Source organism: Achromobacter sp. RW408, from assembly GCF_003184165.1.
Lineage (GTDB): Bacteria > Pseudomonadota > Gammaproteobacteria > Burkholderiales > Burkholderiaceae_B > Achromobacter > Achromobacter xylosoxidans.
Map to the genome: position 1 here is coordinate 255,986 of NZ_QHHO01000046.1, position 20,791 is coordinate 276,776.

The following is a 20,791-nucleotide window of genomic DNA, read 5'->3' on the forward strand; positions in this document are numbered from 1 at the left end:
TGATCCGGGCGAAGTCGCCGCTGATGCCGTTGGTGGTGTCGATCAGCAGGACCTCCGCCGGACTGGTGCTGTAGATGCCGCCCAGCCGGAAGCTCACATCGGCCCCGAGCGTCACCGTGTCGGCGCGCAGCGCCGCGCCGCGCGTACCGGCCGTGAGATCCAGAATGGTGTGGTCGGCCATGCCGACGTTGCCCGCCACCCCCAGCGAGGCGGTCCCCTGCACCGCCAGCGTGCTGCCCGTGCCCGACACCCGCAGGTCGCCGGCCAGGCGGTTGGCGGCGCCGGTCGTCGCATCGCCATACTGCAGCGTCCCGCCCGTCACTTCGGCCATGCCCCCCAGCTGGTTAAGCACCACCAGCCTGCCGCCCGACACCGTGGTCTTGCCCAGGAACGCGCCATTGTCGCCTGTCAGGCGGGTGGTGCCGGCGATCTGGTTCAGGCCGTGGGAGCCATTGCCCACGCTGACGAGCCGCGTCGCGAATGCGTAGGCCGTGTCGCTATGATTGAAATTCACGGTGGCGTTGCCGGCGCCGAACAGGATATCGCCGGCGTTGAGCGTGCCCGCGCCCACGGCCGCCTGCCCCACCGGCGCGCCAATGTTGATCGTGCCGGAGGTCCGGTAGAACAGGAGCGAATCCTTCGCCAGCGAGACGCTCCCCGCGTTGCTGGCGCCGACGTTGACAACCCCGCCTTGCGCGATCGTCAGGCTGCCCGCGCCCGTCCCCACGCCGAATCCCAGCGTCATTGCGCCGCTGTTGTTCCAGGTGGAACCGGCGCCGCGGACGATGACATTGCCGCTGCCGCTCATGCTGCCCACGAAACTGTCGACGTTCGAGACGGTACCTGCCCCCTCGACCATCAACGTGCCCTGGCCCTCGACATCGCCCACCCTGAGCTCGCGGGCGTTGGCCCAGGTCGAGCCGCGCCCCGACACCAGGACGGTGCCATTGCCATTCTGGAGACGGCCGATGACGCCATCGACGCTGCTCACGTAGCCCCCCGCCAGGATCGTTACCGCGCCGCGCCCGCCTTCCGACCCCACCAGCAGGGCCGCGCGATTGACCCAGCGCGACCCGGCATCGGAAATCGCCACGCTCGCCGTGTCGTTGCGCTGGGCGTCGACCGTGGCGAACTGGTTCGAGACCGTGCCGCTGTTGAAGATGCTCAGCTCGCCCGGCCCGCCACCGCCGACGAACAGGTTATCCGTCAGGGCCCAGGTCGAACCGGGATTGAACACGCTGACCCGGGCCGTGGCGCCCGGAACCACGCCGGCATCGATCCGCCCCTGCGCGGTGCCCAGGATGTTGAGGACCACAAGGGATCCGCCCGAGACCATCGTGTTGCCGGCGAAACGCGAATTGTCGCCCTGCAATTGCGTGGAGCCCGCGTAATGATTGAGCTCGTGCCGGCCCGCGCCCAAGCTGTTCAGCGCGGGCGTGAAGATCACGGGCCCGACCGAATTGAAGTTGAGCGCGCCGGCGCCGGCGCCAAAACGGATCTCCGACGCATCCACCCAGCCGGCGGTATCGGTGGCCACGCTGCCGGGCGCGGAGCCGATGTTGATAACGCCGGCCGCGCCGGGGTTGCGGCCCAGTTCGACCCTCCCCAGGCCATTCGTACCCACCGAGACCGCACCGGAGTTGGCCAACGTCAGCGTGCCGTTGCCGCTGGCGCCGATGACCAGGCTGCCATTCATGACCCAGGACGCGCCCAGGCCCGAGACCTTCGCCGTCCCCACCCCGCCCGTCGTCAGCCCCAGCCAGCCGCTGGCGCTGCGCACGGGCGTGCCCGGGGGGTCGATCTGCAACGAACCGGACGCGGTATCGCCGACGACGAGGTCATTGGCATCGCCCCAGTTCACCACAGGCGTCACGTCACCCGTCACCGCCGCGCCGGCCAACGCCTGTGACACCGGCGTGCCGCAGGCCGCCGTCAATGCGGCCGCCAGCGCCAAGCGCCTTGCCCGGCCCTTGCCCCGCCCGCGGGCATGCTCGCTGGCGACCTGCCACTGGCCCGTGCCCCGGTTCAGGACGATGCGATAGGTGCGATTCATGGGGCCTCTCTTTTCTCTTGTCATGGCCCGGCGCCGGCGATGCCGGGGCGGGCGCGTATGGGTATCGAGGCCCCGCGCAAAGCGTCCGGCCCGCCAATTACAATTAGAAAAGTTCGGCGCGCCGCTGCATATCACTGAAACTGGGTAATTGAGCGGACGCAATCAAAGCGGAAAATGTCCGTCGACCCGGTGGCGGGCGATTGTTGATGCACCGCAACCGCGTCTATGCTCCATGCGAGCGTTTGTGAAATAAATATGACCGGTCATCAAACCACCCTCCCCGTTTGATTAAGATCTCGGCTTTTGCCGTTGGACACCCGCCGCCATGTCGGAACAGGAATTGAAACTGCACGTGCCCACGGCTTCGCGCCAGGCCGTGCTGCGAGAGATCAAGCAACGCGAGGCGACCCGCATCCGCCTGCATGCGATGTACTTCGACACGCCCGAGCGCGAACTGGCGCGGGCACGCATCGCCATCCGCCTGCGCCAGGAAGGCCGCGACTGGGTGCAGACCCTGAAGATGCCCGGCATCAACGCCATCACCCGCATCGAACTGAACCACCCGCGCCCGGGCCCCGTGCTCGACCTGTCGGTCTATGCCGGCACCGAGGTCGAAGCGGCGCTTGCCGCCATCAAGGGCGAACTCGGCCTGCGCTATGAGACCGACGTGCAGCGCATGCTGCGCAAGGTGCGCACGCGCTACGGCACCGTCGAACTGGCCTACGACACCGGCATCCTGCGCGCCGGCGCGCTGGAACTGCCGATCTCCGAACTTGAATTCGAACTGGTCTCGGGCCGCCCCGCCGCCATCTTCGCGGTCGCGCGCGGCTGGCAGCAGCGCCACAGCCTGGTGCTGGACCCGCGCAGCAAGTCCGAGCGCGGCGACGCGCTCGCGCAATTGGCGCAACGCCTGGCCGACGTCGACGCCGTCCCGGGCGACGACCTCGACAGCCGCCGCGCCCAGGCCATCGCCCTGTTCTGGGCGCCGCGCGGCGCCGCATCCGTCAAGCTGCGCGAGGACATGACGGCGGCGCAGGCCATGGGCCGCATCGCCGCCGAATGCCTCGACCAGATCGCCCGCAACGCGGCCGTGCTGGCCGAAGTCGACACCGAAGGCGTGTACCGCGCCGGCAACTCCGAACACGTGCACCAACTGCGCGTCGGCATCCGCCGCCTGCGCTCGGCCTGGAAGCTGTTCGACGGCTGGATCGGGCCAGTCCCCGACGCCATCATGCAGGGCGTGCGCGCCCACTTCGCCGCCTTCGGCGCCAACCGCGACCAGGACGTGCTGAACGAAACCGTGGCGCCCGCGCTGATGCGCGCCGGCATGCCGGTCATCCCGATGGAAGCCGCGCCGCCCGAACAGGACGCTCGCGCCATCGCCGGTGGCAAGGCCTTCCAGGCCTGGCTGCTGGAACTGCTGGAATGGAGCCTGGACGTGCCGCCCGCGCTGCCCGCCAGCGACGGCCAGCCCATCGCCAACGGCGTGCCCAGCGACGCGGCGCCCGAGCCGGCCATCCGCCTGGAAGGCGGCATCGCCGGCCCCAGCGTCAAGCCCACCATCATTCCCATGCTCGCGCCCGAACCCGATCCGCAGCAGCTGCACAAGCAACTGGCGCGGCGCCTGCATCGCTGGCACAGCAAGGTGGCCGACCAGGGCACCCAGTTCGCCACGCTCGACATCCCCACGCGCCACGAGCTGCGCAAGCGCGGCAAGCGCCTGCGCTATAGCCTGGCCTTCGCCGAATCGCTGCTGCCCCCGAGCAAGCTGCGCGGCTACCGCAAGCTGCTGTCGCGGGTCCAGGACATCCTGGGCGAGATCAACGACCTGGCCGTCGCCAAGGACTACTACGAGTCGTGTACGGCCACGCATCCGCAGGCCTGGTTCGCGCTGGGCTGGATCAGCGCGCGCCTGGAGGAACTGGCGGTGGACGCGCAACGCGCCTTCGACGACCTGGCAAGCAGCAAGCCGTTCTGGAAATAAGGCGACGCGGTCCCTCGCGGACCGCATTTGCGCCCGCCACAAACACCGCGCCCCACGCCTGCGATGCAGCAGACGTGGGGCGCGGTGCTTTCAGCGCCGGGCGCGAGGCCCGTGCGGGTATCAGCGGGACGAATCAGTCGGCCAGCAAGGCTCCGGCGAATTCGTCGGCCACGAACGGCTGCAGGTCTTCCAGGCTTTCGCCCACGCCGATCCAGTACACCGGGATCGGCCGCACGCCCTGGCTGCCCGCCGCCACCGCCGCCAGCGTGCCGCCCTTGGCGGTGCCGTCCAGCTTGGTCACGACCAGGCCCGTCAGGTTGATGGCCGCGTCGAACGCGCGGATCTGCGCCAACGCGTTCTGGCCGGTGTTGCCGTCCACCACCAGCAGCACCTCGTGCGGCGCGGCCGGGTCGGCCTTGCCGATGACGCGGCGGATCTTCTTCAGTTCTTCCATCAGGTGCAGCTGGGTCGGCAGGCGGCCGGCCGTGTCCACCATCACCACGCCCATGCCGCGCGCGCGGCCGGCGTTGACCGAGTCGAACGCCACCGCCGCCGGGTCGCCGCCATCCTGCGAGATCACGGTGACGTTGTTGCGGCTGCCCCATTCGATCAGTTGCTCGCGCGCGGCGGCGCGGAACGTGTCGCCCGCGGCCAGCAGCACGCTGGCGCCCTGGCGCTGGAAGGTGTGCGCCAGCTTGCCGATCGACGTGGTCTTGCCCGCGCCGTTGACGCCCGCGATCATCACCACCAGCGGCTGCGCGCGCTTCAGGTCGAAGGCGCGCTCCAGCGGACGCAGGTGGTCGGCCAGCAGCTGGCGCAGCGCGGCCTTGACCTTGGCCGGGTCCTCGATGCGTTCTTTCTTGACCCGCGCGCGCAGCGCGGTCAGCAGCTTCTCGGTGGCTTCCAGGCCGGCATCGGCCATAATGAGCGCCGATTCGAGTTCCTCGAACAGGTTCTCGTCGACCTTGACGCCGACGAAGATGCCGCCAATGCTCTGGCCGGTGCGCGACAGGCCCTGCTTGAGCCGCGACAGCCAGGACGCCTTCTTGGGCGCCGCTTCCGGCTCGGGCGCGGCGGGCGCCGGCGCGATGGCGGCGGGGGCAGCGGCGACCGGCGCCGGAGGCGTGACGGCGGGCGGCGATGCCACCGGCGCGGGAGCAACCGGCGGCGGGGCAATGGCCGGCGCGGCAGCGCTGGGCGTCACGGCCGGCGCGGCGGCTACGGGCGCGGAAGCGGGTGCGGTGGAAGCGGGCGTGGCGGCAGGCGCAACCACGGGCGCCGAGGCCTGCGGCTGCGGCACCACGGCCGGCGACGGTTGCGGCACGCTGGCCGACGCCGGCGCGGGCACCTCGGCGGACGGCACCGGCAGGGTCACCTCGGGCGTCGCGACGGGCGCGAATTCGCGCGCCGGAACGGCGGGTTCGACGGGCTGGGCGGGGACCTCGGCCTCGGCTTGCGGCGCGATCCCGGCGTCCACCTGCTCCGGCGGCGGCGCGGGCTGGGCCGGCGCGGCGGGCGGAGGGGATTTTTTCTTGAAGAAGCGGCTAAACATGGGTAACAAGTATATTCGTATCGTCGGGGGCCAATACCGGCGCACCCCTATCGTCGTGCCCGACGTGGAGACGCTCCGCCCGACGCCCGACCGGGTGCGGGAAACGCTGTTCAACTGGCTCAACCACCTGTGGGGCGGCGAATTCGCCGACAAGCAGGTGCTGGATCTGTTCGCCGGCAGCGGCGCCCTGGGTTTCGAGGCGGCCTCGCGCGGCGTGGCGCATGTGCAGATGGTCGAACGCGACAAGACCGCCGCGTCCGCGCTGCGGACACTGCGCGACAAGCTCAAAGCCGACATGATACGCATCCACGTGGGCGATGCGATGCAGGTCGCCGAAAGAATGGATGCGTCCCGATTTGACCTCATCCTCCTGGATCCGCCCTTCGGGCAGGGCTGGCTGCCGCGCCTGTGGCCGATCCTGCCCGGCATCCTGGCCGAGGGCGGACTGGTCTACGTCGAGGCCGAAAGCCCCATCGAGCCCCCCGAAGGATTCGAGATCCTGCGCCAGGACAAGGCCGGGGCGGTCCACTACCATCTGCTGGAATTTGCTGCATTGCGCAAATAGATCAATAATCCGAGCTTCGGAGGATGGTGTACACCACTAATAACGGTACGGAGCTCGCATGATCATCGCTGTTTACCCCGGCACTTTCGACCCGCTGACCAGAGGCCACGAAGACCTGGTCCGCCGCGCCGCCACGCTTTTCGACAAAGTCGTGGTCGGCATCGCGCACAGCCGCAACAAGAAGCCCTTCTTCAGCATCGACGAGCGCGTGGACATCGCGCGCGAAGTGCTGGGGCACTATCCCAACGTGGAAGTGCAGAGCTTCGGCGGCCTGCTCAAGGACTTCGTGCGCGACCAGGGCGGGCGCGTGATCGTGCGCGGCCTGCGCGCCGTGTCCGACTTCGAATACGAATTCCAGATGGCCGGCATGAACCGCCACCTGCTGCCCGACGTCGAGACCCTGTTCATGACGCCGTCGGATCAATACCAGTTCATCTCCGGCACCATCGTGCGCGAAATCGCCCAGCTGGGCGGCGACGTCAGCAAATTCGTGTTCCCGTCGGTGGAACGCTGGCTGCAGGAAAAGGCCAAGGAACGCCGCGAGCAATCCTGGCCGGGCTGAGCGTCCCGCTCTCCGCCCCACCGAACCCTCCCGGAGGGCGCCTTGCGCGCCCTCCCTGCATTTTGGCTGTCCGCATCCAGCGGGCCATGGGCAGGTCGGCGCCAGGGGCTTGCCCGGGCCGGCGCGGGCCCGGCAGTACAATTGCAGTATCCCTGCCGGATTCCGTTGCCCCTCCATCATGGCCCTGACCATCACCGAAGAATGCATCAATTGCGACGTTTGCGAGCCCCAGTGCCCGAACGACGCGATTTCCATGGGCGAGGACTACTACGTCATCGACCCTGACCGCTGCACCGAATGCGTCGGCCACCACGACGAGCCGCAATGCAAGGTGGTCTGTCCGGTCGAATGCATCGAACTGCATCCGCAATGGAAGGAAGGCCAGGAACAACTGATGGCCAAGTACCGCCGCCTGACCGGTGCCGCATGAGCGACACCGCGCAACCCGTCTTCGATCCCCCCGCCACCCGCCCCAACGCCCGCCGCGACCTGTCCGCTTCCGCCATCGCGGCCGGCCTGGTCGCCGTGCTGGTCAGCTTCGGCGGCACCGCCGTGCTGATGGTGCAGGCCGGCCATGCCGCCGGCCTGGACGCCGCCCGCATCGGTTCGTGGATCGGCTCGCTCAGCCTGGTGCTGGGCCTGGGCGGCGCGGCCTACAGCTTGCGCACCGGCCTGCCCATCGTCATGGCCTGGTCCACCCCCGGCGCCGCGCTGCTGGTCACCGCGCTGGCCGGCGTGCCTTTTCCCGAAGCCATCGGCGCCTTCGTATTGGCCGCCGCGCTGACGCTGGCCTGCGGCCTGTTCGGCTGGATCGATCCCATCCTGCGCCGCATTCCCGGCGAGGTGGCCGCCGCCATGCTGGCCGGCGTGCTGCTCAACTTCGGCATGGGCATCTTCACCAACGTCGGCAAGCAGCCGGCGCTGGTGCTGGCCATGTGCGCCGCCTACCTGGTGTGCCGGCGCTGGGCGCCGCGCTACGCGGTGCTGGTGGTGATGGCGGTGGCGGTGGCCATGGCCGCCGGCCTGGGCCTGATCCAGGTCGACCAGCTCGACTGGCACCTGACCGAATTCGTCTGGACCACGCCCGTCTTCAGCATGCAGGCCGCGGTCAGCCTGGGCGTGCCGCTGTTCGTGGTGGCGATGGCCTCGCAGAACCTGCCCGGCCTGGCCATCCTGCAAGCCGCCGGCTACCGCCCGCCGGCCTCGCGGCTGGTGGCCGCCACCGGTTTGCTCGGCCTGCTGGCGGCTCCGTTCGGCGCCCACAGCGTCACGCTGGGCGCGATCAGCGCGGCCATCTGCACGGGTCCCGAAGCGCATGCCGAGCCGTCCAAGCGCTACATCGCGGCGGCCACCTACGGCGTGAGCTATTTCGCGCTGAGCATCGTGGCCGGCGCGGTCGCGGTGTTCTTCCAGGCGCTGCCCGCCGCGCTGCTGGCAGCCTTGGCCGGGCTGGCGCTGCTGGGCACCATCATGGGCGGCATGGCCGCCGCCATGGCCAATCCGCAGCGGCGCGAAGCCGCGCTCATCACCCTGCTGGCAACGGCGTCGGGCTTCAGTTTCTGGGGCATCGGTTCGGCCTTCTGGGGCCTGGTGGCAGGCCTGCTGGCCCACACCGTGTTCGAATACCGGCGCAAGCCGGCGGCCTGATGCGGCGTTCGTCCCGCGTTGACCCCGGGCCTGTCGAGCGTCCGTGCGCGGCCCGCCGCCAGGCTCAGTCCGGCCAGGCGGACACGGGCGTGTCCGGATGCACCTTCATGATGCGGCACGGCACCTGCACGAAATTCGAGATCCACGCCGCGGCCAGTTCGCCTTCGTCGATCACGTCGATGATCTGCTCGCCGACCTTCATGCTGTAGCGCACGCTGTCGTCGTCCTCGATCACGTCCAGCGGAATATCCATGCGCAGCATGCCCGGCGCGCGCAGCACCAGATAGCCCAGGCGCAGTTCCACCGTCACGTCGGCCAGCCGCGGGCACAGCTCGCGGTTGAGCCACTGGCCTGAATCATTGGCGACCAGCCACTGGCGGTGATAAGGCGCGGCCTCGGCCTGCGACGTCTCGCCGCATTGGGCAATGGGTTGGAAAGTGGCGCCGCTCATTTGCCCAGCAGGCCCTTGAGCGCCTTGTCCACCGCCGCGCCGCCCTTGCCCTTGCCGGTCACGGCTTCGCGCAGCTTGTTTTCCAGGCTGCGCTTGAGAATGCCGGCGACGGCGTCCTTCCACAGCAGCGTGTAGGCAGGCTTGTCGAACGGCCCCTTGACCTGCACCGGAATGGTCACGTCCTTCAGGTCGATCAGTTCCTTGCCTTCCGGGTCGGCCGCCGGATTGACGACACGGGCGCGCGCCACCAGGTCCAGCTCGTTCTTGACGAAATCGATAGTGGCCGGCTCGCCCTGCGTCACGCGCAGCAGCGGCGACACCACGTTCAGCCGCTTCACGTTGGCCACACCCTTGGCAAATGCGAGATCGGCGTCCATTTCGGAGAAAGCGGTCTGCTTGCTGGTATCGGCCGCCACGGTCGCATCCTGCGATTCCGGCTTGAGTGCGGCCCTCAACTCGCGCAGGGTCTGCGTCAGGTTGATGCCCTTGACCGCGCCATCGCGCAGGCGTAGCTGCAGCGTGCCGCCCAGGCCGCTCTTCATTGCGTAGGCGTTGGCGCCGGCGGTCTTCAGGTCCAGCGCCAGGCTGCCCGTGCCGCTCAGCACGTTCTGCTGCGCCAGGTCCATCAACAGCGGCTCGATGGCGATGCCAGCCAGCGACATCTTGGTGGCGAGCTGATTGCCTTGCGCCGCATCCACCGACAACGCGCCGGCGAGCTTGCCGCCATACAGGCCGGCGGTCAGGCTGGAAATGTCGAGCTTGCCGCGATCCAGCTTGACGGCGGCGGCGACGTCGTCGGCCTTCAGGCCGCGCACCACCAGCTTGCCGACCTTGAGCGTGCCGTTCACGCTCGGCCCGACCAGCGCCGACAGGTTGATCGAATCGTCCGCGGGCGCGGCCGGCGCCGGCTGGGCCGGCTTGGTCTCGTCCTTCTTGCCTTCGGCTGGCGGCTTGGCGGGCGCGGTGGCAGAGACCGGCGGCACCAGCTTGTCCAGGTCCAGCGTGTCCACGGCCAGCGCGAAATTGACCTGCGGCGCATCGCTCAGCTTGGCGATGTCGGCGGTCAGGTCGAACTTGCCGCCTTCCAGCACGGCGTTGATCTTGCTGTTGGCAGTGTCCTTGAGCAGATCGACATTGAGGCTGCCGATCACCGGGATCTGCAGGCTGCCCTTGGGCAGGCCCGGATCGGTGATATTGACGTCGCCGCGCAAGCCGGACAGGCCGCCCTTGCGTTGCAGCAGGTTCAGCGACAGCGGCGAAGCGAAATTCAGCTTGACGACGCGCTCGCCTTTCTTGGAGGTGCTGTCGAGCTTGGCCTCCTTGATATCCAGCTCGGTGGCGTTGCCGCTGATGCCGTTCAGGCCAAAACTGGCGTCCAGGCCGCTGATGCGCACGCGGCCGGTCAAGGCCTCGCCCGTCGCCTGCGTCGGCGAGATGTTGAGCGCCGGGGCATCGACCGCGAATTCAAACGGGCCGTCGGCCACGCCGCCCTTGGCACGCACCGCCAGCTTCTCGATCTGCAACTGGCTCTTGTGGGGATCGATCGACAGCTTGGGCATGGCCACGCTGGCTTCGACATTCGTGGCGGGCGCGGCCGGATCGGTGACATCGCCCTGGAACACGACTTCCAGGCCGGCCACGTCCAGCGCCGACTTCTGGCCGTTGAACGCCAGGTTGCCGCGCACCGCCAGGCTCTTGGCCTGCGCGCCCGGCAACTTGCCGTCCATGCGCAGGTCCAGCTTCTGGGCCGCATAGCGCTTGGCCGAAGGATCGAGCGTCAGCAACGCCTGGCCATTCAGATTGGCGTCCATGCGGGGGTTGCCGCCTTCGACGCGGGCCGTCAGCCGCACGTCGAACGGCTGGTTGAAGGTGACCCGGCCCGTATTGGCGTTGATCTTGGTCACCGCCACCGCCATGCCCGACATCTGGTCCTGCAGCTGGACTTCGCCGTCCTTCAGGTCCAGGCCGGCGATGTCGATCTGCATGTTGTTGCGCGACGGCGGCAAGGTGCCGCTGGTCAGGGCCTGCGCGGCGGTCTGCGCCGCGCCCGCGAGCGCTTCGGCGGGATTGGACGGCGTGGCCACCACCGGCGCGGTGCCGCCCACCAGGTTGCTGAAATTGAACTGGCCGTCCTTGTCGCGCACGACCCGCGCCTTGAAGCCGCTGATGGCGACGTGATCCACCACGAAGCTGTTCGACAGCAGCGGCCACACCGCCACCGCCAGGCGCGTGCTCTCGATGGAAGCGAACGTTTCGGTGCTATTGGCTTCGGACAGCGACACGCCCTGCACCGACAGGCCGATGCGCGGGAACAGCGACAACTCGATTTCGCCGTCGATCGTGAGCGTGCGGTGATAGCGTTCCTGGACCAGCTCTTCGAGCTTGTACTTGTACGCGTTGGGGTCGAACGTCAGCAAAAAGATGGCCAGGCCAACGACGGCCACGACAACCAACACCACCAGGCCTATCAGAATGCGCTTGAACCACGTTTTCATTGCCGCCCCGTCGGTACCTCGACTGGTAATCCTTGAATGCCATCCGCCGCGCCGGGCGCGGGAATGGTGCTTTGCCGCCGCGCCGCGCGCGTGGCTTCCTGATATGTCCGTCTTCGATCGCGTGCCGCCGCGTGCGCCAAGCCGGGGGCCGGGGCGCCAAGCGGGGAGGAACTGCCATGGAAAGACCTGCTGAAGACGCCGGCATGACCAGCGTGCACATACCGCTATCGTAACAAATCGGGCCAGCCTGCGCGTCCGGCCCGAAACTGACGGTTTTCTGTCTTCGGGATTGTAGGGCTAGAATTATTGATCCATCAATCATTGATCGATCCAACAATGCCCGCCCCCGCTCCCAGCACGCCCTATTCACCCGGCCAGGTGCTTCCCTTCCGGCAGACCCTGCTCGCCATGCTGGGCATGTGCTTCGTCATGATGATGGTGGCCATCGACCAGACCGTGGTGGGCACCGCGCTGCCCACCATCGTGGCCGAACTCAAGGGCTTCGAGCTGTACGCATGGGTGGCCACGTCCTACCTGCTGACCTCGGTCATCACCGTGCCGATCTTCGGCCGCCTGGGCGACTACTACGGCCGCAAGCCCTTCGTGGTGGCGGCGATCGTGCTGTTCACGCTGGCCTCGGTGCTGTGCGGCGCGGCCGACAGCATGTTCACGCTGGTGCTGGCGCGGGCGCTGCAGGGCGTGGGCGGCGGCATGCTGGTGGGCACGGCGTTTGCCTCCATTCCCGACCTGTTCCCCGATCCGCACGTGCGGCTGCGCTGGCAGGTCATGCTCAGTTCGGCCTTCGGCATCGCCAATGCGGTGGGCCCGACGCTCGGCGGCGCGCTGACCGAGCACTACGGCTGGCGCTCCGTGTTCTACGTCAACCTGCCCATCGGCATCCTGGGCCTCTGGTTCGTGGCGCGCTACCTGCCGCACCTGCGCAACCATACTTCCGGCAAGGTGCGCCTGGATTGGCAAGGGGCGCTGCTGATCGCCGCCGCGCTCGGCAGCCTGCAACTGCTGGTGGAACTGCTGCCCAAGGAGGGCCTGAGCGCCACCATCGTGCTGCTGGCGGCTGGCAGCATCGCCGCCTTCGGCCTGCTGTTCTGGTGGGAGCGGCGCTGCCCGCACCCGCTGCTGCCGTTCGACATGTTCCGCAACCGCGGCCTGGCCATGCTGTTCACGCTGGCGCTGCTGGTGGGCGTGACCATGTATTCGCTGCTGTTCTACGCGCCGCTGCTGCTGCAGGGCGGCTTCGGCCTGTCGCCGCAGGACGCCGGCCTGCTGATCACCCCAATGGTGGTCTTCATCACCGTGGGCAGCATCATCAATGGCCGCATCATCACCCGTATCCGCAACCCCAACCGCATGCTGTACGCGGGCTTCATCCTGATGGCACTGTCCTGTCTGGGCATCGTGACCACCCACAACTACACCGCGCACGGCCTGATCGCCGCCTACATGCTCATGGCCGGGCTGGGCATGGGCTTCATCATGCCCAACCTGACCGTGTTCGCGCAGCAGACCGCCGGCCGCAGCCACCTGGGCATCGCCACCGCGCTGCTGCAATCGCTGCGCATGATCGGCGGCATGCTGGGCACGGCCGTGGTCGGCACCATGGTCAACCACAGCTATTTCAGCGGCGTCGAATCGACGCTGCGCGGCGCCTCGGCGCGCTGGCTGCCGCAGCTGGACGACCCGCAGATGCTGGTCAACCCCGAGGCCCAGACACAGTTCCTGGCACAATTGGCGCATCAAGGCCAGGATGGAACGTCGCTGATCGAGATCGCGCGGGTGGCGCTGGTCGGCGCCATCCACGAGGGGCAACTCATCGCCCTGGCGGTCGCGGTGCTGGCGCTGTGGTGCGTGCGGCGCGTCCCCCTGGTGCAATTGGCGCGCCCCGCCAAAACGGAGCCCGCCGCCGTCGGAGAGTAGCTTTTGCCCAAACAACAACAGGGCCTGCAGGTCATCCAGCACATGGGCCAGACCTACCGGGTCATGCAAAGCGCCTTCAGCGGCATGGTCGGCCACGCGCTGCCGCGCTGGCGCATCCTGCTGGCACTGCATGAATGCGGCCAATGTTCGCAGAAGCACCTGGCCGAGCGTTGCCGCCTCGACCCCGCTTCGCTCACCCGCCAGTTGCAGGCGATGCAGAAGCTCGGCTGGATCGCGCGCGCCGTCGATCCCGACGACAACCGCCTGACCAACGCCCGCCTCACGCCGGCCGGCCAGGCCGTGGTCGACGAAGCCCTGCCCAAGCGGGCGGCATTTTTCGACGAATCGCTCAAGGGGCTGTCGGCTTCGGATATCGACACGCTGAACCGCGTGCTCAACGTGCTGGAAGCCAACTTCCTGCGCGCGGCAGGCGGCAACAAGGGCGAATGACCGCGCGCGGGGCGCCCATGGCGGCGCTTCAACACCGCGGCCGAGCGCCTGCGCACCCGACAGCGTCGGGCTGGACCGCCTCTGCGATGAATTGCGCCGGTCCCGCCATCGATGAGCCGCCGATCGTCCCCTTCAGGGCTTTCCGCCCTCTCCAACGGTTTCCCCCGATTCAGGCGTTTCGTTGAGCGCCTGGCGCGCCAACGCGGCCCCAGCGTCCGCCCTCCACATTTGACATCCGGAAAGGTTATTGAATAACATTCAATCAATCTATTGATTGTTATTTCATTTTCCCGGAACCCGCACATGCCACCCGACCTCTTTCTTCGCGCCGTGCTGATCGGCGCCGGCGCCACGCTCGTCATGGACCTGTGGGCGCTGCTGCTCAAGCGCCTGTTCGGCCTGCCGTCGCTGGATTACGCCCTGGTCGGCCGCTGGCTCGGGCATCTGCCACGCGGACGCCTGACCCACCCCGGCATCGCCCGCTCGGCGCCCGTAACCGGCGAACGCGCCATCGGCTGGATCGCCCACTACGCCATCGGCATCCTGTTCACGCTCCTGCTGCTGGCCATCTGGGGCCCGGCCTGGGCCGCGCGACCGACGCTGCTGCCTGCACTGACCGTCGGCATCGCCACGGTCGCCGCGCCCTTCCTGATCCTGCAACCCGGCATGGGCGCCGGCATCGCGGCGTCCAGGACCCCGAAACCCGGCGTGGCACGGCTGCGCAGCCTGATGGCGCATGCGTCGTTCGGCGTGGGGTTGTATCTGGCGGGATGGGCCGTGGCAAAGGCGTTGTAGGCCTGAAGCGGCGCACGCCTCCCGGTCGGCCCGCACAGCCTTGCCGCGCGCGCGTTTTGCCAATTCCGCCAAGGGCTTTTAAAGTAACGGCCTGGATCACATTCATCGAGGTATTCGTCCCATGCGCCATTGATGCCGCCGTCGCAATGACGGCCAGTCTCCACCCGCCCCCGTTCGCAGGGGGAGTTCCTGGCATCCCTGGAAGCATCACGCATGACGACTCCCTATCTCACGCTGGAAAGCGTGTCGTACCTGCTGCCTGACGGCAGCCCGCTTTTTTCCGGACTCGACGAAACCTTCGACGCGCGCCCCACCGGCCTGGTCGGGCGCAATGGCGTCGGCAAGACCGTGCTCGCGCGCATCCTGGCGGGGCAGTTGCCGCCGTCGAGCGGACGCTGCCTGCGATCAGGCAGCGTCTTCTACCTGGCCCAACAGGTTTCCCCGCCCGCCGGCGCCACAGTCGCCAGCCTGGCCGGCCTGCAAGCCACGCTGGACGCGCTGGCGCGCATCGAGGCCGGCAACAGCGCGCCGGAAGACTTCGAGCGCGTCGGCGACCGCTGGGACATCCGCCAACGCCTGCAACACGCGCTGGAACGCGACGGCCTGGGCCATCTCGACGCCGCGACGCCGGCCAGCGCCCTCAGCGGCGGCGAAGCCATGCGCGTCGCGCTGGCCAGCGCCATGCTGTCCGAAGCCGAATTCCTCATCCTGGACGAACCCACCAACCACCTGGACCGCCGCAACCGCGAGGCACTGATCGAACGGCTGCGGCATTGGCCGCGCGGCTTGCTGGTCATCAGCCACGATCGGCAACTGCTCGACACCCTGGCGCGCATCGTGGAGCTGTCCTCGCTGGGACTGCGCGGCTACGGCGGCAACTACAGTGCCTATGCCACAAGCAAAGAACATGAACGCGCCAACGCGCTGGAACGGCTGGAACACCGCAAGCTCGAACGCCGGCGCGAGGAGCAGGCGATGCAGGCCCAGCGCGAGCGGCAGGAGCGCCGCCAGGCGCGCGGCCGGCGGCACGGCAAGCAGGCCAACCAGGCCAGGATCCTGCTCGACCGGCAAAAGGGCCGCAGCGAGGATTCGGCCGGCAGGCTGAGGCAGCAACACGCAGTCGCCCACGAACGCTTGGCACAGGCCGTGCGCGAGGCCGCGGAGCAAGTCGAACAGGACGCCGCAATCTCGCTGCATGCCCTGCCCGTCGCGCAAGCGGCGCAGCGGCGCGTGGCGCAACTGGACGACGTCACGCTGCCTTTCATCGTGGCGCCCACCCGCCATGTCAGCCTGCAGCTGGGCGGACAGCAACGCGTCGCGGTGACCGGCCCCAACGGCTGCGGCAAATCGACCCTGCTCAAGGTGCTGGCGGGCCAACTCGCGCCCTTGTCGGGCGAGAGGAAGGCGGCGCCCGAAAGCGTCTACCTCGACCAGCGGCTGGCCGGCCTGGCACCGGAGCGGCCCGTGCTCGAACAGCTGCAGGCCGCCAACCCCAACCTGGCCGAAGGCGAACTGCGCGCGCGCCTGGCCCACCTCGGCCTGGATGCGCGCAAGATCCTGGCGCCCAGCGGCTCGCTCAGTGGCGGCGAACGCCTGAAGGCGGCGCTGGCTTGCGCGCTCTACGCCGATCCGCCGCCACGCCTGTTGCTGCTGGACGAACCGGGCAATCACCTCGACCTGCCCTCCATGCTTGCCCTGGAAAGCATGCTGCGCGGCTATCCGGGCGCGCTGGTCGTGGTGTCGCACGACGAGGCGTTCCTGGACAACCTGGCGCTCACGGACAGGTTGCGGGCCACGCAAGGGGGTTGGCTGCTGGAACCGTGGTGAGCCCACACGATAACGATGCGTCGGCATGGCGATGAGGCCCCGCACTCCTCGCCATCGCCCCGCCCGCTCCCGTTCGCGCGGCTTCGCCATGCCCCTTAAACAAGTCTTCTTTTGCCGGCCCTGTGCGCGTTATGCGATCCAACCCGGGTGATATCCGGCATATTCCCTGGCAGCCATTCTCAATAAATAAAAATGCAAATCAATGGCGCTTCTTTTTCCAATATGAACAGGGATGAATTGTCATGCATCACCACTCGTCAGGCTCGTCCGCATTGCTTGGCCTGATCACGCTTGCCCTGGCATCCGCTGCCGCCCCGGTCCAGGCGCGGCAGCCGGATGCCGCCGGCAACACGTCGTCCGCACCGGCCACGCTGCCGGCCATTGAAGTGAGCGGGCAAGCCGACGAGCCCACCGAGGCGACACGCTCCTATACCGTGCCCTCGACCCGCGCCTCGACCGGCCTGACACTGAGTCCGAAGGAAACGCCCCAGTCCGTGTCGGTGGTGACCCGCCAGCAGATGGACGACCAGGGCATGCAGTCCATCGGCGACGTCCTGGGCAGCACCACGGGCATCACTTTCGTCGAGTTGGACAACGGCGGGCGCACCACCTACCGGGCCCGCGGATTCAACATCACCAACTACAAGGTCGATGGCCTGTCGATCATCGGCGGGTCCTCGTTCAACGGCGGCAGCAGCGGCGCGATCAACATGGATCTCTACGACCGCGTCAGCATCGTGCGCGGCGCGAACGGATTGTTGGGCGGCACCGGCGATCCCTCCGCCACCGTAGACCTGGTGCGCAAGCGCCCTGGCCGCGCGCTCGGCGCGAGCCTGACCGTGCGCACCGGAAGCTGGAACAAGAAGAATGCCGTCGGCGACATCAACATACCGCTGGCGGCGGATGGCCGTATCCGCTCGCGCCTGGTATTCAGCGGCGAGAACTCCGACGGGTTCCGCGACCACTCGAGCATCGAACGGCAGGGGTTCCTGTCCAGCTTCGCCATGGATGTGACGGACCGCACGCAGGTCGGCCTGGGCTTCCAGTACGAACACAGCATCTTCCACGGCGCCTCCTGGGGCGCCAACGTGCCCGCCTGGTTCGCGGACGGCTCGCCGACCCATTTCCGCCGCAGCCTCAACCTGGCGGCGGACTGGAGCAAGAGCGACATGGAAGCGAAGACGCTGTTCGCCTCGCTCGACCATCGCTTCGACAACGACTGGAAGCTGCGCGCCGATTATGCCCACACTTCGCGCGCGGACCTGAACAACAAGGGCGCGGTCAAGGTCAACAATGGCAAGGTCCGCTGGCCCCACTGGAAGCAGGACGGCAGCGGCGCCTACCTCAATGCCATCCATTCGGAGACGGAAGGCGAAACCGACGCGTTCTCGCTGGATCTGTCGGGGCCCCTGAAACTGTTCGGACGCCGGCACGAACTGCTCGTCGGCCTGAACGGCTCGCGCATGGACGAACCATCCTGGACCTTCAACAGCAGCAACTGCAGCATCGACGGCATCGCCGGCTTCAAGGGCCTCTGCCAATACCGCACCGAGTTGCCCGTCGCGGATTGGCGCGCCTGGCGCGGCGACGAATACGGCAACATCCGCGCGTTCCGCACCGACGCCCGCCGCGTCACCCGGACAACACTCTATGGCGGCTACGTCGCGGGACGCTTCGAGCTCGCCGACGACCTGACCCTGATCACCGGGCTGCGCCGCAGCGTCTACCAGATCCACAGCGACAACTACAACGCGGCGGGCGTCCGCGGCGCGCGCACCGGCGAAAACGCCGCTCACGCCTGGACGCCCTACTACGGCCTGGTCTATGGGTTGACGCCGACCTACTCGGTCTACGCCAGCTACACTGATGTCTTCACGCCGCAGACCAACAAGAACGAAAGCGGCGACACCCTCAAGCCCATCACGGGCGCCAGCTACGAGACCGGCATCAAGGGCGAATGGTTCAACGGCGCGCTCAATGCCGCCGTGTCGGCATTCCGCAGCCAGCAGAAGAACGTCGCCCTGAAAGACGGCGACAGGTTGACGCCCGATGGCGACCAGGCCTACCAGCCCGGCACCGGCGTCACCGTCAAGGGCCTCGACGCCGAGATCGCCGGCGCCGTGACGGCCGCATGGAACGTCTATCTGGGCTACACCTACCTGGACGTCGGCAACAAGGACACCGCCGAGCGTCCCGACCCGCGCCATCTGCTGCGGCTGAACACCACCTACCGGCTGCAGGGAATGCTGCGGGGGCTGACCATCGGCGGCGGCCTGACCTGGCAAGGCAAGACGGTGTCCGAGCCCTACCCCGGCCGGCCGGACGGCCGCGGCGGCTTCGACGACTCGCCGATTCCCCTGAAGGGCTATGCGCTGTTCAACGCGATGGCGCGCTACGACATCAACCGCCATCTGTCGGCCATGCTGAACGTCAGCAATCTGTTCGACAAGAAGTACTACCGGCAGTATGGGTTCTATAACGGCTTGATCTATGGCGAGCCGCGGCGGGTGACGTTGAGCTTGCAGGCGAAGTTCTAAATGAAGGGGCAGGCCTTTGATGCCAAAGGCCTGCCCCTTCCATGATGCGCGACCTGGCGCGCGTGGGAATAACGATCAGACGTTGAACAAGAAATTCATCACATCGCCATCCTGCACGATGTATTCCTTGCCTTCCGCCCGCATCTTGCCCGCTTCCTTCGCGCCCTGCTCGCCCTTGTAGGTGATGAAGTCTTCGTAAGCGATGGTCTGGGCGCGGATGAAGCCGCGTTCGAAGTCGGTGTGGATGACGCCTGCGGCCTGGGGCGCGGTGGCGCCGATCGGCACGGTCCAGGCGCGCACTTCCTTCACGCCGGCGGTGAAGTAGGTCTGCAGGCCCAGCAGCTTGAAGGCGGCGCGGATCAGGCGGTTCAGGCCCGGTTCTTCCATGCCCATGTCCGACAGGAAGGCCTGGCGGTCGGCGTCGTCCAGGTCGACGATTTCCGATTCGATGGCGGCGCAGATGGCGACCACCGGCGCGTTGCGAGCGGCGGCGAATTCGGTCAGGCGGTCCAGCAGCGGGTTGTTGGTGAAGCCGTCGTCGGCCACGTTGCCCACGTACATCGCGCGCTTGGCGGTGATGAAGCAGAGCTGGGCGATGTCGGCCTTTTCCTCGGTGGACAGGTCGAGCGCGCGGATCGGCTTGGCTTCGTTCAGTTGCGCCACGCACTTTTCCAGCACGGCGACGATGCGCTGCGATTCCTTGTCGCCGGAACGGGCGGTCTTCTGGTGGCGCTGCAGGGCCTTTTCGGCGGTCTGCAGGTCGGCCAGCGCCAGCTCGGTTTCGATGACTTCGATGTCGGCGATCGGATCGACCTTGCCGGCCACGTGGATCACGTTGGGATCTTCGAAGCAGCGCACCACGTTGACGATGGCGTCGGTTTCGCGGATGTGCGAGAGGAACTGGTTGCCCAGGCCTTCGCCCTTGCTGGCGCCCGCCACCAGGCCGGCGATGTCGACGAATTCGACCGTGGCCGACAGGATGCGCTCGGGCTTGACGATCTCGGCCAGCTTCTGCAGACGCGGATCCGGCACCTCGACCACGCCGACGTTCGGCTCGATGGTGCAGAACGGATAGTTCTCGGCGGCGATGCCGGCGCGGGTCAGAGCGTTGAAGAGTGTCGATTTGCCAACGTTGGGCAGGCCGACGATGCCGCATTGCAGAGCCATGGGAATCCTGTGTAAGTACGGTATTGATCGTTAACGTTCTAGTTTACCCCGCCGGGCGGCGCATCATGATGACCGCGCCCAGAGGGACGGCCGGCTCAACTCGCCGCCGTGGGGGCCCAGCGCATCACGGCCCAGATCAGCAAAATGGGGCCGGCGTTGAACATGGCGTGCAGCGCGATGGCCGCGCCGATGCCGCGGCGGATGCGGATCCAGCCCAGCACCAGGCCGGTGACCCATTGCGGCAGCACCAGCAGCGGCAGCAGCCAGTACGGCGTGTGGTTGAAGACGAAGTTGGTCAGGTGCACGGCGGCGAAAGTCAGCGCCACCAGGTGGAACACCCAGCCGAAGTGCTTCAGGTAATGGCGCCGCCAGGCGGTGTTCCAGCCATTGAGCGGCGCGGGGCGCGGCCGCAGCGACCAGCAGGCCAGCAGCACGAAGGCGGCCAGCAGCAGGCCGGTCCAGATGCGCGGGCCGTACAGCACCACCGGCAGCAGCGCCGGACACAGCCACAGTGCCTGCCTGGGACGTCGCAGGCCGTAGCGGAACAGCATTTCCTCGACCAGCGGCGCCCAGATCACCGCCGTCAGCCAGGGGATGTTGGCCGGGTCCAGCCGATGCGTGACGCCGCCGACGCCGGCGGCGGCGACCGCCACCGGCCCCAGGGCGAACAGGTTGATCAGCCACAGCAAGGCGGCCCAGGCCAGCAGGCGCCCCGGGCCAACACCCGGCCACCAATCCGACACCCAGCCGATCGCCGGGGCGCGCCCCGGC

At 68.0% G+C, this 20,791-nt stretch carries 16 protein-coding genes; 10 read left to right on the top strand and 6 right to left on the bottom strand.

The features are described 5' to 3' along the window. On the bottom strand, window positions 1-2,053 hold a 2,053-nt coding region (locus DK459_RS30395), incomplete at its 3' end, for an ESPR-type extended signal peptide-containing protein (RefSeq protein ID WP_199234278.1). Window positions 2,054-2,378: 325 nt separating this feature from the next. Between DK459_RS30395 and DK459_RS11245 the strand changes: the two genes are divergently transcribed. Then, on the top strand, window positions 2,379-4,037 hold the full coding sequence (locus DK459_RS11245) for a CYTH and CHAD domain-containing protein (RefSeq protein ID WP_024070383.1): 1,659 nt from the start codon (window positions 2,379-2,381) through the stop codon (window positions 4,035-4,037). A gap of 133 nt (window positions 4,038-4,170) precedes the next feature. On the opposite strand, the gene ftsY is transcribed toward DK459_RS11245, so the two are convergent. Beyond that, on the bottom strand, window positions 4,171-5,127 hold the full coding sequence (ftsY, locus tag DK459_RS11250) for a signal recognition particle-docking protein FtsY (RefSeq protein WP_070543178.1): 957 nt from the start codon (window positions 5,125-5,127) through the stop codon (window positions 4,171-4,173). 460 nt (window positions 5,128-5,587) lie between these two features. Here ftsY and rsmD point away from each other — a divergent pair, with 460 nt between their 5' ends. The 4 genes from rsmD to DK459_RS11270 all read left to right on the top strand — a co-directional run bounded on the left by rsmD (window position 5,588) and on the right by DK459_RS11270 (window position 8,363). Then, window positions 5,588-6,154 carry a 16S rRNA (guanine(966)-N(2))-methyltransferase RsmD gene (gene rsmD / locus DK459_RS11255; RefSeq protein WP_006385943.1) on the top strand — a complete coding sequence of 189 codons (567 nt, stop codon included), beginning with the start codon at window positions 5,588-5,590 and terminating at the stop codon, window positions 6,152-6,154. Between the two features lie 58 nt (window positions 6,155-6,212). After that, window positions 6,213-6,716, top strand: coding sequence for a pantetheine-phosphate adenylyltransferase (gene coaD / locus DK459_RS11260; RefSeq protein WP_006385942.1), 504 nt, complete (start codon window positions 6,213-6,215; stop codon window positions 6,714-6,716). 178 nt (window positions 6,717-6,894) lie between these two features. Further along, entirely contained in the window at window positions 6,895-7,146 is a 252-nt protein-coding gene (locus tag DK459_RS11265) for a YfhL family 4Fe-4S dicluster ferredoxin (protein WP_006385941.1), read from the top strand. Then, window positions 7,143-8,363, top strand: coding sequence for a benzoate/H(+) symporter BenE family transporter (locus tag DK459_RS11270; protein WP_049055629.1), 1,221 nt, complete (start codon window positions 7,143-7,145; stop codon window positions 8,361-8,363). The genes DK459_RS11265 and DK459_RS11270 overlap by 4 nt, the downstream gene beginning before the upstream one ends. A 64-nt stretch (window positions 8,364-8,427) precedes the next feature. Here DK459_RS11270 and DK459_RS11275 read toward each other — a convergent pair whose 3' ends face one another. Then, complete coding sequence (locus DK459_RS11275; RefSeq protein WP_006385939.1) at window positions 8,428-8,814, bottom strand: MOSC N-terminal beta barrel domain-containing protein; 387 nt, start codon at window positions 8,812-8,814, stop codon at window positions 8,428-8,430. Further along, on the bottom strand, window positions 8,811-11,309 hold the full coding sequence (locus tag DK459_RS11280) for an AsmA family protein (protein WP_006385938.1): 2,499 nt from the start codon (window positions 11,307-11,309) through the stop codon (window positions 8,811-8,813). Before DK459_RS11280 ends, DK459_RS11275 begins: the two co-directional genes overlap by 4 nt. 336 nt (window positions 11,310-11,645) lie before the next feature. Here DK459_RS11280 and DK459_RS11285 point away from each other — a divergent pair, with 336 nt between their 5' ends. The 5 genes from DK459_RS11285 (at window position 11,646) to DK459_RS11305 (ending at window position 18,853) form a co-directional block, all read left to right on the top strand. Continuing rightward, window positions 11,646-13,244, top strand: coding sequence for an MDR family MFS transporter (locus DK459_RS11285; RefSeq protein ID WP_054470777.1), 1,599 nt, complete (start codon window positions 11,646-11,648; stop codon window positions 13,242-13,244). A gap of 3 nt (window positions 13,245-13,247) precedes the next feature. After that, complete coding sequence (locus tag DK459_RS11290; RefSeq protein WP_006385936.1) at window positions 13,248-13,694, top strand: MarR family winged helix-turn-helix transcriptional regulator; 447 nt, start codon at window positions 13,248-13,250, stop codon at window positions 13,692-13,694. 303 nt (window positions 13,695-13,997) lie between these two features. Further along, the gene (locus tag DK459_RS11295) at window positions 13,998-14,489 is read left to right on the top strand and encodes a DUF2938 domain-containing protein (protein ID WP_006385935.1); all 492 of its coding nucleotides are present in this window, start codon (window positions 13,998-14,000) and stop codon (window positions 14,487-14,489) included. 213 nt (window positions 14,490-14,702) lie between these two features. Then, window positions 14,703-16,316 (top strand): ABC-F family ATP-binding cassette domain-containing protein, encoded by a 1,614-nt coding sequence (locus tag DK459_RS11300; protein ID WP_110134726.1) that lies wholly within the window; start codon window positions 14,703-14,705, stop codon window positions 16,314-16,316. A 242-nt stretch (window positions 16,317-16,558) separates the two neighbouring features. After that, window positions 16,559-18,853 carry a TonB-dependent siderophore receptor gene (locus DK459_RS11305; RefSeq protein WP_110134727.1) on the top strand — a complete coding sequence of 765 codons (2,295 nt, stop codon included), beginning with the start codon at window positions 16,559-16,561 and terminating at the stop codon, window positions 18,851-18,853. 75 nt (window positions 18,854-18,928) lie between these two features. On the opposite strand, the gene ychF is transcribed toward DK459_RS11305, so the two are convergent. Together ychF and DK459_RS11315 are read right to left on the bottom strand one after the other, a co-directional pair. Further along, window positions 18,929-20,020, bottom strand: a complete 1,092-nt coding sequence (ychF, locus tag DK459_RS11310) for a redox-regulated ATPase YchF (protein WP_006385927.1) — start codon at window positions 20,018-20,020, stop codon at window positions 18,929-18,931. Between the two features lie 95 nt (window positions 20,021-20,115). Further along, the coding region (locus DK459_RS11315) for a type II CAAX prenyl endopeptidase Rce1 family protein (RefSeq protein ID WP_110134874.1) at window positions 20,116-20,791 on the bottom strand (676 nt) is incomplete at its 5' end.

Bases quoted from the DNA above. Each gene is read 5' to 3' on its own strand.
- DK459_RS11245 (WP_024070383.1), top strand. From the start codon at position 2,379: ATGTCGGAACAGGAATTGAAACTGCACGTGCCCACGGCTTCGCGCCAG.
- rsmD (WP_006385943.1), top strand. From the start codon at position 5,588: ATGGGTAACAAGTATATTCGTATCGTCGGGGGCCAATACCGGCGCACC.
- coaD (WP_006385942.1), top strand. From the start codon at position 6,213: ATGATCATCGCTGTTTACCCCGGCACTTTCGACCCGCTGACCAGAGGC.
- DK459_RS11265 (WP_006385941.1), top strand. From the start codon at position 6,895: ATGGCCCTGACCATCACCGAAGAATGCATCAATTGCGACGTTTGCGAG.
- DK459_RS11270 (WP_049055629.1), top strand. From the start codon at position 7,143: ATGAGCGACACCGCGCAACCCGTCTTCGATCCCCCCGCCACCCGCCCC.
- DK459_RS11275 (WP_006385939.1), bottom strand. From the start codon at position 8,814: ATGAGCGGCGCCACTTTCCAACCCATTGCCCAATGCGGCGAGACGTCG.
- DK459_RS11280 (WP_006385938.1), bottom strand. From the start codon at position 11,309: ATGAAAACGTGGTTCAAGCGCATTCTGATAGGCCTGGTGGTGTTGGTT.
- DK459_RS11285 (WP_054470777.1), top strand. From the start codon at position 11,646: ATGCCCGCCCCCGCTCCCAGCACGCCCTATTCACCCGGCCAGGTGCTT.
- DK459_RS11295 (WP_006385935.1), top strand. From the start codon at position 13,998: ATGCCACCCGACCTCTTTCTTCGCGCCGTGCTGATCGGCGCCGGCGCC.
- DK459_RS11300 (WP_110134726.1), top strand. From the start codon at position 14,703: ATGACGACTCCCTATCTCACGCTGGAAAGCGTGTCGTACCTGCTGCCT.
- DK459_RS11305 (WP_110134727.1), top strand. From the start codon at position 16,559: ATGCATCACCACTCGTCAGGCTCGTCCGCATTGCTTGGCCTGATCACG.
- ychF (WP_006385927.1), bottom strand. From the start codon at position 20,020: ATGGCTCTGCAATGCGGCATCGTCGGCCTGCCCAACGTTGGCAAATCG.